Source organism: Streptomyces sp. NPDC005962 (assembly GCF_040629205.1).
GTDB lineage: Bacteria > Actinomycetota > Actinomycetes > Streptomycetales > Streptomycetaceae > Streptomyces.
On record NZ_JBEXVE010000022.1, the window covers coordinates 75112 to 87999 of the forward strand.

The 12888-nt window shown below is 70.0% G+C and carries 14 protein-coding genes and 2 pseudogenes; 5 read left to right on the forward strand and 11 right to left on the reverse strand.

All coding sequences use genetic code 11. The annotated features are described in order from the left end of the window. Nucleotides 1-40 precede the first annotated feature (40 nt). From ABZ370_RS30110 to ABZ370_RS30135, 6 genes are all read right to left on the reverse strand, one after another. On the reverse strand, nt 41-1201 hold the full coding sequence (locus ABZ370_RS30110; RefSeq protein ID WP_358626829.1) for an LLM class flavin-dependent oxidoreductase: 1161 nt from the start codon (nt 1199-1201) through the stop codon (nt 41-43). A 48-nt stretch (nt 1202-1249) separates the two neighbouring features. After that, nucleotides 1250-2461, reverse strand: a complete 1212-nt coding sequence (locus tag ABZ370_RS30115; protein ID WP_358626831.1) for an SfnB family sulfur acquisition oxidoreductase — start codon at nt 2459-2461, stop codon at nt 1250-1252. Between the two features lie 8 nt (nt 2462-2469). Continuing rightward, complete coding sequence (gene ssuE, locus ABZ370_RS30120; RefSeq protein ID WP_358626833.1) at nt 2470-3024, reverse strand: NADPH-dependent FMN reductase; 555 nt, start codon at nt 3022-3024, stop codon at nt 2470-2472. Between the two features lie 42 nt (nt 3025-3066). Further along, on the reverse strand, nt 3067-4284 hold the full coding sequence (locus tag ABZ370_RS30125; RefSeq protein ID WP_358626835.1) for an acyl-CoA dehydrogenase family protein: 1218 nt from the start codon (nt 4282-4284) through the stop codon (nt 3067-3069). A 31-nt stretch (nt 4285-4315) separates the two neighbouring features. After that, nucleotides 4316-5455 carry a dimethylsulfone monooxygenase SfnG gene (gene sfnG, locus ABZ370_RS30130; protein WP_358626837.1) on the reverse strand — a complete coding sequence of 380 codons (1140 nt, stop codon included), beginning with the start codon at nt 5453-5455 and terminating at the stop codon, nt 4316-4318. A gap of 204 nt (nt 5456-5659) precedes the next feature. Next, on the reverse strand, nt 5660-5740 hold the full coding sequence (locus ABZ370_RS30135) for a putative leader peptide (protein ID WP_358626950.1): 81 nt from the start codon (nt 5738-5740) through the stop codon (nt 5660-5662). Between the two features lie 205 nt (nt 5741-5945). On the opposite strand from ABZ370_RS30135, the gene ABZ370_RS30140 reads away from it, so the two are divergent. Continuing rightward, complete coding sequence (locus tag ABZ370_RS30140; protein ID WP_358626839.1) at nt 5946-6854, forward strand: LysR family transcriptional regulator; 909 nt, start codon at nt 5946-5948, stop codon at nt 6852-6854. An 11-nt stretch (nt 6855-6865) separates the two neighbouring features. On the opposite strand, the gene ABZ370_RS30145 is transcribed toward ABZ370_RS30140, so the two are convergent. Continuing rightward, on the reverse strand, nt 6866-7519 hold the full coding sequence (locus ABZ370_RS30145) for a polysaccharide lyase family 7 protein (RefSeq protein WP_358626841.1): 654 nt from the start codon (nt 7517-7519) through the stop codon (nt 6866-6868). Between the two features lie 119 nt (nt 7520-7638). On the opposite strand from ABZ370_RS30145, the gene ABZ370_RS30150 reads away from it, so the two are divergent. Next, on the forward strand, nt 7639-8175 hold the full coding sequence (locus tag ABZ370_RS30150; protein ID WP_358626843.1) for a DinB family protein: 537 nt from the start codon (nt 7639-7641) through the stop codon (nt 8173-8175). A gap of 14 nt (nt 8176-8189) precedes the next feature. On the opposite strand, the gene ABZ370_RS30155 is transcribed toward ABZ370_RS30150, so the two are convergent. The 3 genes from ABZ370_RS30155 to ABZ370_RS30165 all read right to left on the reverse strand — a co-directional run bounded on the left by ABZ370_RS30155 (nt 8190) and on the right by ABZ370_RS30165 (nt 10263). Further along, nucleotides 8190-8390, reverse strand: coding sequence for a hypothetical protein (locus ABZ370_RS30155; RefSeq protein WP_358626845.1), 201 nt, complete (start codon nt 8388-8390; stop codon nt 8190-8192). A 51-nt stretch (nt 8391-8441) separates the two neighbouring features. Then, the gene (locus tag ABZ370_RS30160; RefSeq protein WP_358626846.1) at nt 8442-9674 is read right to left on the reverse strand and encodes a cytochrome P450; all 1233 of its coding nucleotides are present in this window, start codon (nt 9672-9674) and stop codon (nt 8442-8444) included. Nucleotides 9675-9834: 160 nt separating this feature from the next. Next, a complete protein-coding gene (locus ABZ370_RS30165) occupies nt 9835-10263 on the reverse strand; it encodes a nuclear transport factor 2 family protein (protein WP_358626847.1) in 429 nt (142 codons plus the stop codon). A 101-nt stretch (nt 10264-10364) separates the two neighbouring features. Here ABZ370_RS30165 and ABZ370_RS30170 point away from each other — a divergent pair, with 101 nt between their 5' ends. From ABZ370_RS30170 to ABZ370_RS30180, 3 genes and pseudogenes are all read left to right on the forward strand, one after another. Further along, the gene (locus ABZ370_RS30170; protein ID WP_358626849.1) at nt 10365-11309 is read left to right on the forward strand and encodes a LysR family transcriptional regulator; all 945 of its coding nucleotides are present in this window, start codon (nt 10365-10367) and stop codon (nt 11307-11309) included. A gap of 92 nt (nt 11310-11401) precedes the next feature. Then, nucleotides 11402-11534 (forward strand): annotated as a pseudogene (locus ABZ370_RS30175) (transposase); the annotation flags it as partial. Nucleotides 11535-11552: 18 nt separating this feature from the next. After that, a pseudogene (locus ABZ370_RS30180) lies at nt 11553-12155 on the forward strand (alpha/beta fold hydrolase); the annotation flags it as partial. Between the two features lie 51 nt (nt 12156-12206). Here ABZ370_RS30180 and ABZ370_RS30185 read toward each other — a convergent pair. Beyond that, nucleotides 12207-12650, reverse strand: a complete 444-nt coding sequence (locus ABZ370_RS30185; protein ID WP_358626952.1) for an NUDIX domain-containing protein — start codon at nt 12648-12650, stop codon at nt 12207-12209. Nucleotides 12651-12888: the final 238 nt, after the last annotated feature.

Sequence of the window (12888 nt, forward strand, 5' to 3'; positions counted from 1 at the left end):
ACCCGGGGCGCCTCGGCCCCGGTGGCGATCACCTGGGCCGTCATCGGCTCCCGGATGCCGCGAAGGGCACCTGGGCGGCGGGCTGCGGGGTGGCGGTGGCGCCCGCCGGGTGGGACCACAGCCCCTGCTGCCGCAGACGCGGCAGCACGCCCTCGCCGAACCAGTACGCCTCCTCCAGGTGCGGGTAGCCGGACAGCACGAACTCGTCGATCCCGATCCGCTGGTACTCGGCGATCCGCTCCGCCACCTCCGCGTGGCTGCCGACCAGCGCCGTACCGGCCCCGCCGCGCACCAGGCCGATGCCCGCCCACAGGTTGGGGTGGATCTCCAGCCCGTCCCGGCCACCGCCGTGCAGCGAGAGCATGCGCCGCTGCCCCTCGGACTCGCTGCGCGCGAGCCCCTGCTGTACGGACTTCACCGTCTCCGGGTCGAAGCCGTCCAGCAGCCGCCGCGCCTCCGCCCACGCCTGCTCGCTGGTGTCGCGGGTGATGACGTGCAGCCGGATGCCGAAGCGGACCTTGCGGCCCTCCTTGGCCGCGAGACCCCGGACCCAGGCGATCTTCTCCGCGACCTGGGCGGGCGGCTCGCCCCAGGTGAGGTACACATCCGCGTGGCGGGCCGCCACCTCACCGGCGATGGGGGAGGAGCCGCCGAAGTACACCTCCGGCACCGGGTCGGGCAGCCGGGCCAGGGAGGCGTCCGCCACCTGGAGGTGTTCGCCCGCCAGATCCACCGTCTTGCCGTCCCACAGCCCGCGCACGACCTCCAGGAACTCACCGGTGCGCCGGTAGCGCGCCTCCTTGTCGAGGAAGTCCCCGTAGGCCCGCTGCTCATGGCTCTCGCCACCGGTGACCACGTTCAGCAGCAGCCGTCCGCCGGTCTGCCGCTGGTACGTCGAGGCCATCTGCGCGGCGAGCGTGGGGGAGACGAACCCCGGCCGGAACGCCACCAGGAACTTCAGCCGCTCGGTGTGCTGGCTGACCATCGCGGTCGTCAGCCACGCGTCCTCGCACCATGCCCCGGTCGGCGTCAGCGCCCCGACGAAGCCCAGGTCCTCGGCGGCGCGGGCGATCTGGCTGAGGTAGCCGACGGACGGCGGACGGTCGCCACCGGCCGCGGTGACGGGCGTCCCGTGGCCGCCGCCGACGACATGACGGCTGTCGCCGTTGGTGGGCAGGAACCAGTGGAAGGTGAGAGACATGGTTGCGGCTCCGATCAGGGGTGTTTCTTGAGGGGGGTCTTGCGGGTGTTACAGCAGGCCGTGCCGGGGCGGGGCGGTGCCGTTCAGCACGTAGCGGCCGATGTGCTGGACCTTCCAGCGGGGCGGGTCGTGCAGGGTGTGGGTGCGGGCGTCCCGCCAGTGGCGGTGGAGGTTGAGGGAGTCCAGCGCCGAGCGGGTGCCGGACACCTCGAAGAGCGCGCTGCCCGCCTCCACCGCCGCGGCGGCCGCCGACACCTTCGCGGTGGCCACGGCGATCGACGCCTCGGCCGCGGTGTCGTCGGTGAGATCCGCGCGGGCGGCGTCCACCGCCCGCGCGGCGGCGGACAGCAGCGCCTCGGCTGCCCGCACCTGGATGGCCAGTTCACCGAAGCGCTGGATGAGCAGCGGGTCCTCGGCGGCCGTCTCGAAGCCGCTCTCGAACCACGGACGGCTCTTGGTACGGACGAACGCCACCGCCTCCGCGAGCGCGCCCGACGCGATCCCCACGTCGATGGCGGCGTGCAGCAACTGGGCCACCGCGCCGTGGAGTTGGGGGCCACGGAAGGTGAGGTGGTGCGGCACCACGCGGTCGGCGGGCACGTCCACGCCCTCCAGCCGTACGGTGCCACTGGCGGTCGTACGCTGCCCCATGCCGTCCCAGTCGTCCACCACCGTCACGCCCGGCGCCTCCCGTGGCACGTACGCCACGTACAGCTCCTCGTTGTTGCCGCGCGCCAGCACCGGAATCCAGTCGGCGAACAGCGCGCCCGTGGAGTAGTGCTTGACGCCGGTCAGGGTGTACGAGCCGTCGGCGCGGGGCTCCAGGCGGGTGCGGATGTCCTGGATGTGCTTCGTGCCCGCCTCCGACTGGGCGTTGCCGAACCGCCGTCCTGCCACCACCTCCGCGAAGAAGAACGCCTGCTGGTCCGGGGTCCCCTGACGGCGCAGCACTTGGACGTACACGAAGTGGCTCTGCGGGATCTGGGCGAGGCTGGCGTCGGCCGCGGCCAGCAGCCGGAACACCTCGGCGAGGGTGAGCGCCGAGACATCCGCGCCACCGTGCTCGCCCGGCACGGTGATCGCCAGCAGCCCGGACGCGGACAGCCGGTCCAGCTCGGCGCGCGGCAGGGTGCGGTCCGCGTCGCGCCCGGCCGCGCCCGTACGGAACTCCTCGGCGAGCTTCGCGGCCAAATCCAGCGCCTCCGCGTCGTCGGCGACGCGGTGCGCGGCTTCGGGACGGGCCTCGGTAGGGGAAGGCATGGCGGCCGTCAGCTCGCCGCCGCGAGCACGGGCCGATGACCCAGCGCCACCGAGAACTGGTCGACGACCTGCTCCAGCGCCTCGGCCGCGCCCGGCGCCACGGTCACCCCGCCGTCCGGGGTGGCGGTGATGTCCTTGTCGAGCGTGAACCAGCCCTGCACGATGTGCGCGGCGCCCATCGAGGACAGCACCGGCCGCAGCGCGTAGTCGATGGCCAGCACGTGGGCCGTGGTGCCGCCGGTGGCCAGCGGCAGCACGGTCTTGCCCGCCAGCGCGTACTGCGGCAGCAGATCCAGCAGCGACTTCAGCAGCCCGGAGTAGGCGGCCTTGTAGACGGGGGTGCCGACGACGACCCCGTCCGCCTGCTCGACGAGCGCCTTGGCCCGGACGATGTCCGGATGTCCGAAGTCGGCGCCGAGCAGCGCGGTGGCCGAAAGGGTGCGCACGTCGAGCGGGATCACCTCATGGCCCTGCTCGGCGAGCCGGGCGTCGAGGTGGCGCAGCAGCCGACCGGTGCGGGAGGTGGCGGACGGGGAGCCGGAGAGCGACAGGATGGTGGCCATGGTGGCCCCTTTCGGTTACGTGGCGGGCGGTGCGGCGGGCGGTCAGGAGTACCAGGTGGGCTCCGGGAGTTCGGCGGTCAGCACATGGCGGCCCACCTCGCGGCGCTTGTAGGCCACCGGATCGTGCAGGGTGTGGGTGCGGACGTTGCGCCAGAAGCGGTCCAGGCCCTCGGCGGCGGCGGTCGAACGGGCCCCGGTGACCTCGAAGATGCGGCTGGTGACCTCCAGGGCGACATCGGTCGCCCGCGCCTTCACCGCGGCCACCCGGACCTCGAACTCGCCGCGGTCCTGCTCGGTGACCGCGTCCGGGTCCTCGTGCAGCCGCTGCCCCTCGGCCGCCACGGCGTCCGCGAGCGCCTCGGCCGCCCACAGCTTGGCCGTGAGATCGCCGTAGGTGTCGATCACATGCGGCTCGTCGACCGCCGTGTCGAAACCGCCGTGCAGCCAGGACCGGGACTTGGCGCGGGTGTAGACGGCTGCGGTGTCCAGCGCACCGGCCGCGATGCCCAGGTAGAAGCTGACGAAGACCAGCTGGATCGTCGGCACGTTGAGCGTGTTGTAGACGCGGGGCCGGAACTCCTTGTCCACGTATCCCGCGGCGGACGCCCAGGGGACGCGGACACCGTCGAGCGTGACGCTGCCGCTCTCGGTGAGCCGCTGGCCGATGTTGTCCCAGTCGTCGTGGAAGGTCAGCCCCTGGCTGTCGGAGGGGACGATGGCGAAGACATGGCGGTCGGTGCCCTCGAAGACACCCTCCAGGACGGTGACGTCGGAGACCCTGCTGCCGGTGGAGAAGGACTTGTGGCCGGTGAAGGTGATGGTGTCGCCCTCGTCCCGGACGACCACGTCGGAGTCGCGCGGGTTGACGGCGCCACCGAAGAACCACTGGTTCCGGGCCGCGTCGGCCTCGACCTGCTCCCACTGCTCACGGGTGCCGACCAGCCGGGCGGCCCAGTTCCACAGATAGTGGTAGCCGAGCAGCTGGCCGAGGGAGCCGTCGGCCTTGGCGACCTCCCGGACCACGCGGTACGCGGTGCTCCAGTCCTGGCCGCCGCCCCCGTGCTCGGCGGGGCCGAGGAGGGTGACCAGGCCCGCGTCCTTCAGCAGCCGCACCTCGGCGTACGGGGTGGCGCCCGCCTTGTCGCGGGCGGCCGCGTCGGTGGCCAGCACCCCGGCCACCTCGGCGGCGCGCCCGATCCATCCGGCCGGGTCGGTGGGGCGGGGGAGGGTCTGCCAGTCGGTGCGGGTGGCGGTGCTCATATGCGTTCCCTTCCGGACGTACGTACGGGGATCAGGCGCGGGCGGGCGCGGGCTCGGCGTCCGGCTGCTGCGCCTCCAGCTCGCGCACCAGCGGCAGCACGCGCTTGCCGAAGTACTCGACCTCCTCCAGGTAGTGCAGGAAGCCGAGGAGGAACAGATCGACGCCGAGCCGCTTGTAGGCGACGATGCGCTCGGCGATCTGCTCGGGGGTGCCGATCAGCCCCGTACGGAAACCGTCGTTGTACTGCACCAGGTCCTCGAACGAGGAGTCCTGCCACATGCCCTTGCCGTCGGCGGTGGACTGCCCCGCCTGCCGCACCGCGTCGCGGAAGCCGTCCACGGCGTCGCCGTTGGCCTTGGCGACGATCTCGCGCAGCGTGTCGCGGGCCTCCGCCTCGGTGTCGCGGGCGATGAGGAACGCGTTGAGCCCGAAGCGGGGTGCCGGGCGGCCGACGGTGGCGGCGGAGGCGCGTACGTCCCGGATCTGCTCGGTGACGCCGTCGAAGTCCTTGCCGTTGCTGAAGTACCAGTCGGAGACCCGGCCGGCCATGGCGCGGGCCGCGCTGGAGTTGCCGCCCTGGAAGATCTCCGGATGCGGGCGCTCCGCGCTGTTCAGGGGCTTGGGCTTGAGCGAGAAGTCACGGATGCGGTAGAAGTCCCCGGCCAGCTCGGCGTGGTCCTCGGTCCAGATCGAGCGCAGCGCGCTGATGAACTCCTCGGAGCGGCGGTAGCGCTCGTCGTGCTCCAGCCACGGTTCGCCGAGCGCGGTGAACTCGCCCTTGAACCAGCCGCTGACGACGTTCACCGCGAACCGCCCGCTGGACAGCTGGTCGGCGGTGGCGCCCAGCTTGGCCAGGACGCCCGGATGCCACAGCCCGGGGTGGACGGCGGCGATGACCTTCAGCCGCTCGGTGGCGAGCAGCAGCGCGAGGCTGAAGCTGGTCGACTCGTGCTGGTACTCGGCGCCGTAGCTGGCCATGTACCGCACCTGGCTGAGGGCGTAGTCGAAGCCGCTGTTCTCGGCGAGCACGGCCAGCTCGCGGTTGTAGTCGTAGCCCCAGTCGGTGCGCTGCTCGATGGTGCTGGTGACCAGACCGCCGCTGACATTGGGCACCCAATAGGCGAACTGGAGCGGGTCGTTGCGGAATTCGGCGAGGGGTTCTGCGGGCATGGGGAACTCCCGGAATGTGCATACGGGCATGGCGAATCAGCGCCTGGCGGGGAATTCAGGCGCACGCGGAAATCGGCCGACGGTCAGATGGTCAGGCCGTCATGCGCGAGGAGCGGGTGACACAGAAATGGCGGCAGGACGAGGACCTGCGGCCGATCAGAATGGAGAGAGGAGGGCGACGCGGAAAAGTTCCGTCGCGGTCGCTCAGGCCCGACAGCGACAGGACGCGCTGGAGACACGCGCAAGGTCGACGTGGCGTCGCCGCGTGAGGTCCTGTCGCTTCATGTCACCGATCCAACCAGTGGGGTGTCCACCCGGTCAAGAAGACCGGGTCCGGATTTCATATCCCGGACACGGGCTGTGCTGCGGAAATGCCGAGCACCTGGGTTCGAGCCTACCCGGGGTCCCGGCCGGAGAGTGAGTCGGTATTCATGAGGTCGTCATAGGGAATCCCTTGCACCCGGCTCCCGGGTGCGGTCATTCTGCTGCTGTGCGGATCGAACAGCTCGAATACCTCGCCGCGGTCACCCGGCTCGGCTCCCTGCGCCGGGCCGCCGAGGAGCTGCACCTGTCCCAGCCCGCGCTCAGCGAGACCGTCCGCAACCTCGAACGTGAACTCGGTGTGGAACTCCTGGAGCGCAAGCGTTCCGGGGCGAAGATCAGCGACGAGGGACGGGAGCTGCTGCCGCACATCACCGGCGTCATCGAGGCGGTGGACCGGCTGCGCGACGCGGCCGGTGACCAGCACCGGGTGAGCCGCATGATCCGGCTCGGCACGGTCAACACCGCGACGGTCCCGCTGCTCATCCCGGTCATCCGTGCCTTCCGCGAGACACATCCGGTGACCCAGGTGGAGGTGGTCGGCGCCCAGCAGACCGACATCCACCGGGCGCTGCTGGAGGGCAGCCTCGACCTGGGCCTGGTCAACTACCTCCAGGGCGACGACCTGCCGCCGGACTTCCAGACCACCGAGCTGCTGCGCGGCCGCCCCGTCGTCTGCGTACGTCCCGACAGCCCGCTCGCGGCCCGCCCGGCGGTCAGCCCGGCGGACCTGCTGGGCGAGGACGAACCGCTGATCGTCATGCGGGCCGGTTACGTCATGCACCGCTATATCCACCGCCTCCTCGACGGCCGCGCCCCCTCCTTCTCGTACTCCACCGACGGCGCCGAGATGGGCAAGCTGATGGTCGCCGAGGGGCTCGGCGCCACCGTGCTGCCCGACTTCAGCGTCATCGACGATCCGCTGGAGCGCGGCGGGCTCATCACCCACCGCCCGCTCGTGGGCGCGGACACCGATGTCCTGCTGGTCCTCCAGCGCCGCCGCGCCGCCTCCGTCCCGCGCGCCGTCCGCGACCTCCACCGCCTCTTCCTGCGGGACGCCCGGGCTACAGCTCCCTGAGGGCGGCGGTGCTACTTGCGGTAAATGTGAACGTTCCGCACATAGCAGTCGGAGCGCGCGGACATCCCCTCCCGCCCGTACAGACCGCACTTGAAGTAGTGCGTCCCCGCGCCGTGGTCCTTGAAGGTGACCTGGAATTCCCGGTTGACGAAGACGTGCACCGCGCCCGCGGCGGTGTCGTGCACGACGTTCAGCCGCAGGGCGGTGTCGTAGATCGGACGGTAGATGACCTGGTCGGTCTTGCCGTAGTACGCGAGGCTGTTGTTGTTCATGGCCAGGGCCATGAACGCCGTCGCCTGTGTCGCGGCGCCGAAGATCTGCATGACGCAGACCTGGTGGGCGGACGACTTCACCGTCATGTCGCACTCGAACTGCGCCTGACCGGAGGTGTAGTCGTTCTTGAACCGTAGCTCGCTGCGGGGCCCGGAGTCCTGCCCCGGGAAGGTGCTCGGATCGGTGTCGTAGACCCAGAAGTGGTGCTCCCCGGTGGAGCTGTCGTACGTGTGGCGGGTCGTGTCCGGTGGCTGATGGACGGTGTACCCGGGGTCGATCTCCGTCCACCCCGACCCGATGGGCGAGGCCTGTGCGGGCGCCGCTGACAGGCCGAGGCCTGTCACCCCCAACCCGGTCGCGGCCGCGCCGCCGAGCAGTGTCCGTCTGCGCATGTCCCCTCCTGTAAAGGTCCAGACCTGACGTGGCGCCAGGAAAGTAGGCCCATACATCGGAGGTGTCAAGGAGTGTTAATCGATTCCCGAAGTGCGTGACGGCGTGTCAGGGTCGGACGATGAGTGTTCCCTCAGCTTCCCGACGTGACCTGCTGCGCTGGCAGTCCGACCTGACCTGGTCGCTTTTCGAGTATCACCTGGAGAGGCTCGAACCCGAGGACTTCCTCTGGGAGCCCGTGCCCCTCTGCTGGACGATGCGCCGGACCTCCGACGGCACCTGGGCGCCGGACTGGGCCGATACCGAACCCGACCCCGTTCCGGTGCCCACGATCGGCTGGGTGAGCTGGCACATCGGCTGGTGGTGGAGCGTCACCCTCGACCACGCGCACGGGCGGGCGCCCCGGAAGCGGACCGACATCCTATGGCCGGGGCCGGGGGCGGCTTCTGTCGCGTGGCTGCGCGGCCTGCGCGACGACTGGCTGACGGTGCTCGACGGGCTCACCGACGCCGAACTGGACGCCACCGCCCCGTTCCCCTGGGAGGGCGACCCGCAGTACACCGTTGCCCATATGGTCGGATGGGTGAACGCCGAACTCATGAAGAACGTCACCGAGATCGGCCAACTCCGCCTGCTGCGAGCCGCGTCGTCAGAGTGACGCGCGCGCCGCGCTCAGCTGCCCCCGTCGTCCCCCGAGCTCCGGCTCGAACTCCGGTTGCTCCTCTTCGACGCGGCGCTCGCCACGTCGCTCAACGCCAGGGTCGCCCTGGACACTCCACGCACCCAACGCGGCCCACCCCGCGCCGCCCACACGACGCAGACGCATCCCCCGACGGCGAGCACGAGGACGGCGATCAAGAGGAGCATGATCATGCTCATCCCTCTCTTTCTGTTGTGGTCGCGTCATCCTCTCAGGTGGACGGCTCAGGTGGACGGCGGACTGTCCGTCCAGGTGACCGGCAGTTCGTGGACGCCGTAGACATTCATGTCGGTCCTGAGTCTCACCTCGTCGGCAGGGAGGGCGAGTTCGAGAGTCGGGAAGCGACGCAGCAGCCCGGCGAAACCGGCGCGCATCTCGATGCGGGCCAGTTGCTGGCCGAGGCATTGGTGGACGCCGTGGCCGAAGGACAGATGGCCGCGGGCCTTGCGGCGGATGTCCAGGGTGTCGGGGTTGTCGAAGCGCTCGGGGTCGCGGTTGGCGGCCAGCAGCGAGACGATGACGGTCGATCCCTTGCCGATCGTCTCACCGCCGAGTTCGATGTCCTCCGTGGCGTAGCGATAGAAGATGTCGGCAATGGACAGGTAGCGCAGGAGTTCCTCGACGGCATCGGGGAGCAGATCCGGGTCGGCGCGCAGTTCGGCCAGCTGCTCGGGATGCTCCAGGAGCGCGAAGGTGCCCAGTGCCAGCATGTTGGCGGTGGTCTCGTGGCCCGCGAGCAGCAGCAGGAAGGCGATGCCGGCCAGCTCCTCGGTGGTGAGGTCGTCATGGCGGGCCAGGTCGGACAGCATGTCTTCGCCGGGGGTGGCGCGTTTGCGCGTGATCAGTTCGGCCAGGTACGTGGTCAGTCCGTTGTACGCGGCCGTCTTCTCGTCGAGCGCCACGTCCTTTTCGAGGACCTTGGCGGAGTGGACCTGGAAAGTCTCCCGGTCCGCGTAGGGGACGCCGAGCATTTCGCAGATCACCAGCGACGGCACCGGCAGCGTGAACTCCTTGACCAGGTCGACCGGCGGGGTCAGGCGCGCCAGCTCGTCCAGTTGCCGCTCGGCGATGTCGATGATGTGCTCTTCGAGCTGCTTCATGCGTTTGACGGTGAAGGCGCCGGTGAGCATGCGCCGCAGCCGGGTGTGGTCCGGCGGGTCCATGGCGATGAACAGGCCCGGCTCCTGCGGGGACGGTTCGGCAGCGCCGGGTATGCCGGGGGTTTCGTACGGCATGTGGAGGATGCCGATGTCCTGGCGGGAGCTGAACCGGGCGTCGCCCATGACCCGGCGGACCGCGTCGTAGCCGGTGACGAGCCAGCCCTGGTGACCGTCGGGGAAGACCATGGGGCTGACGGGGCGGGCCTCGCGCAGCCGGGTGATGTCGCGGGGCGGGTCGAAGGGGCCCGCATCGCGATCCATGGGGAGGCCGTGCGGGATGGGCACCGTCTGATCCATCGGATGTCCCTTCGTGGTGATTGCTGCGGCCACCATCGCCGACGGACCTGACGTATGACTGACACAGCTCTGACACCGACCATGCCGGGCCCCGGCCGCCGAGGGAATCCAACTCCGTCTTCATACACCGAGGTTCGGGGTTGAGTCTTGGACGGTTAGTTCAGGCCAGCCGGTCGGGGATCGGGGCCAGCGTGTAGTTGTTCCAGACGTACGCGTCCATCTGGTGCTGGTCGCCGGAGAGGTTGATGACCCGGTCGACCTTGCCCTCGTGGTTGAAGTGCCACACCAGGGCCCAGGTGGTGTCGACCTTGCCCGTCCCTTCGGTGGTCCAGCCGCGGTGGATGTCGACGACGTACTCCTCATTGGCCTCCAGGAACAGCGGCTCGGCCTGGAAACCGGCCTTGCCGAGCTGAGTGAAGAAGGCCGCGACCTCCTCCACACCGTGCTTGGTCCCCGACAGCGCGTGGTGCCCCGGGATGGTCCACTCAACATCGTCCGTCAGCACCGCTCGCATGCCATCGAGGTCGTAGGTGGCGTAGGCCGCGAAGAACTTGTTGATGGCGTCGATCTTCGAGGTCTTGTCGCTCATGATGTCCACTCTTTCGGTCGTCTGGTTGGTTCCTGCTTGCGTGATCAATCCTGCTGAACCACGACATGGACGTCTAATACCTGCATTCATAACCTGACAGCATGGATATCGATACCCGGTTGCTGCGCTACTTCGTGGCCGTCGCCGAGGAAGGGCACCTGACTCGGGCCGCAGAGCGGCTGTTCATCTCCCAACCGGCCCTGACCAAGCAGGTCAAGCAGCTGGAGACGCAACTGGGGGTCGAGCTGTTCACCCGCTCCCGGACGGGCATGTCCCTCACCGAAGCCGGGCGGGTGCTGGCCGAGCGGGTCCCGGTCGTCTTGGAGGACTGGGACATCGCACTGCGCGAGACGCGCGGCGCCTCCAGCCGCGCCTCCCACGTCCTGCGAGTCGGATTCGTGGCCAGCGCCGCCAACGAGAGCACCCAGGAGATCATCGGCTCGTTCGCCCGGCGCCGCCCCGGCTGGCGGGTGGAAATGCGGCAGACCGACTGGTCCGACCCCACCGCGGGACTGGCCGACGGGCAGGTGGACGCGGCACTGCTGCGGTTGCCGTTCCCCGGCCAGGACGCGCTCCGGGTAGAGGTGCTGATCACCGAGCCACGCTGGGTCGGCATCCCCGCTACCCATCCGCTCGCGGAGCTTGCCGAGATTCCTTTCCGTCAGCTCTGGGACGAGCCGTTCGTGGCCACCCCGACCGAGTCGGGCTGGTGGCGCGACTACTGGCTGGCCACCGACGAACGTGACGGCTGCCCCGTCAAGATCGGTGCCATCGCCAACAACCCGGACGAATGGCTGACCGCGATCGCCAATGGCTACGGCGTCAGCCTCACCCCCGAGGCCACCACCCGCTTCTACCAGCGCCCCGGCGTGACCTACCGTCCCGTCACCGGCGTCAGTCCCAGCCAGGTCGGGGTCGCATGGGCACCCGCAGGCGACAACGATGCCGTCATCGGCGACTTCGTACGCGCCTGCCTGCGCCACCGCACGTCCACCACCGTCGAACCAGACACCAGGACGCCGATCAGAGAGGCCGGTACTGGCTGATCAACTGCCCGGAGCCGCCGGCGTCGTCGCCGACTGCACCACCGGCACCATGCGGCTGCGCCACTCCACGGTCGGCGCCCTGGACGTGTCCAATTCCCGGACCACGGACACGATCCGCCGGCACCGGACGCGGAGCGAACGGGCGACCAGGGTGCCCACAACCGTTCGGAGCACCCGGCTGAGCACGAGTCCTGGCACCAGGACTCACTCCCGCTCAGTCACTAGGAACGGTTCGGCGACTCCCCGGTGGCGGACCGCCCGTACGGTGACGCCGGGGACGTCATGGACCTCCTGGACCACCTGGGCATCGAGCGGGCCGCACTGGTCGGCGCCTCGTACGGCGGCCAGGTTGCCCTGGAAATCGCGGCAATCCGCCCGGACGCCGTCACGGCCCTGGTGCTGCTCTGCTCCGCGCTGCCCGGACACGCGCCCGGCTCCGCGCTGCGGTCCTTCGCCGAACGGGAGGAGGCGCTGTTCGAGGCCGGGGACCTCGCGGCAGCCGTCGAGCTGAACGTGTCGACATGGCTGGGACCGGAGGCCGGTGACGAGGTCAGGGAGCGCGTCCGCCGGATGCAGCGGCACGCCTTCGAGATGCAGCTGACGACCGAATTCGCCCCCGCTGAGGCGCGGGTCGACCTCTCGCGGATCGAGGCGCCCTGCCCGGCCGTATCGGGCGCGCATGACCTGCCGGACTTCCGCGAGATCGCCGCCCACCTGGCGGACCGGATCCCCGGCGCCCGCCACCTGGAACTGCCCTGGGCAGGCCACCTGCCCGGCCTGGAACGGCCCGGCGCGGTCACCGACCTGCTGACCCGGTTCCTCCGCGAGACGGCCCCCGACAACTGAGCGTGCCACGCCCCAGCAGGTTGCCGGACCGCGGCACGCTGCCGCAGGCGCTCAGCCCCAGCCGTCGAGGGACACCTGCGCGCCACCGCTGAGGTACTGGGCGAGGGCACTGCCGGTTGTCGATACGAACGCGTCCGGAATGGCGCCGGTGTCCACCCAACGGACCTGGGCATGCTTTCCGGGCTCCGCGTTGATCGGTTCACCGGTCCATTCGTGGGTGGCGAACACGACCGTGAGGAAGCCCCCTGGGGCTTCGACACCCCAGGCACAGTGAATGACGTGGGCGACACGGAGGGACTTGGGGTCCACGACGAGGCCGGTTTCCTCGCGGAGTTCCCGGACGGCGGTTTCCGTGATGGGCTCGCCGGGTTCGCTCTTGCCGACCGGGAGGTCCCACATGCCCTGCGCGAACTTGGCATTGGGGCCACGCTGGAGAAGGACCACTCTGTCCCGCTCCTTGTCGTGAACGATCACACCGGCTACCAGGAGCGTCATCGATTCGGTGGCGGGCTTGGGCGCTCGCGGCTTGTCACTGGCGCGGTGTTCGGCCACGACGGTCCCCTTCGTCGGCAGGGTTGCTTCGCATGCTAGAGCAGGGCCTCCTGAGCACGGCGGGCGAGATCTGCGGCTCCGGGAACCCTGCGTCGCTGATACACGGCGAGAGTGGGGCGAAGGAACTGATGGCCTTGCGGATGGGTTCGGACGACATATCCGGTCTGCGCTCCACGGCAGT

Coding starts and splice junctions, on each gene's coding strand:
- ABZ370_RS30110 (WP_358626829.1), bottom strand. CDS start 1,201: ATGTCTCTCACCTTCCACTGGTTCCTGCCCACCAACGGCGACAGCCGT.
- ABZ370_RS30115 (WP_358626831.1), bottom strand. CDS start 2,461: ATGCCTTCCCCTACCGAGGCCCGTCCCGAAGCCGCGCACCGCGTCGCC.
- ssuE (WP_358626833.1), bottom strand. CDS start 3,024: ATGGCCACCATCCTGTCGCTCTCCGGCTCCCCGTCCGCCACCTCCCGC.
- ABZ370_RS30125 (WP_358626835.1), bottom strand. CDS start 4,284: ATGAGCACCGCCACCCGCACCGACTGGCAGACCCTCCCCCGCCCCACC.
- sfnG (WP_358626837.1), bottom strand. CDS start 5,455: ATGCCCGCAGAACCCCTCGCCGAATTCCGCAACGACCCGCTCCAGTTC.
- ABZ370_RS30135 (WP_358626950.1), bottom strand. CDS start 5,740: ATGAAGCGACAGGACCTCACGCGGCGACGCCACGTCGACCTTGCGCGT.
- ABZ370_RS30145 (WP_358626841.1), bottom strand. CDS start 7,519: ATGCGCAGACGGACACTGCTCGGCGGCGCGGCCGCGACCGGGTTGGGG.
- ABZ370_RS30150 (WP_358626843.1), top strand. CDS start 7,639: ATGAGTGTTCCCTCAGCTTCCCGACGTGACCTGCTGCGCTGGCAGTCC.
- ABZ370_RS30155 (WP_358626845.1), bottom strand. CDS start 8,390: ATGATCATGCTCCTCTTGATCGCCGTCCTCGTGCTCGCCGTCGGGGGA.
- ABZ370_RS30160 (WP_358626846.1), bottom strand. CDS start 9,674: ATGGATCAGACGGTGCCCATCCCGCACGGCCTCCCCATGGATCGCGAT.
- ABZ370_RS30165 (WP_358626847.1), bottom strand. CDS start 10,263: ATGAGCGACAAGACCTCGAAGATCGACGCCATCAACAAGTTCTTCGCG.
- ABZ370_RS30170 (WP_358626849.1), top strand. CDS start 10,365: ATGGATATCGATACCCGGTTGCTGCGCTACTTCGTGGCCGTCGCCGAG.
- ABZ370_RS30185 (WP_358626952.1), bottom strand. CDS start 12,650: ATGACGCTCCTGGTAGCCGGTGTGATCGTTCACGACAAGGAGCGGGAC.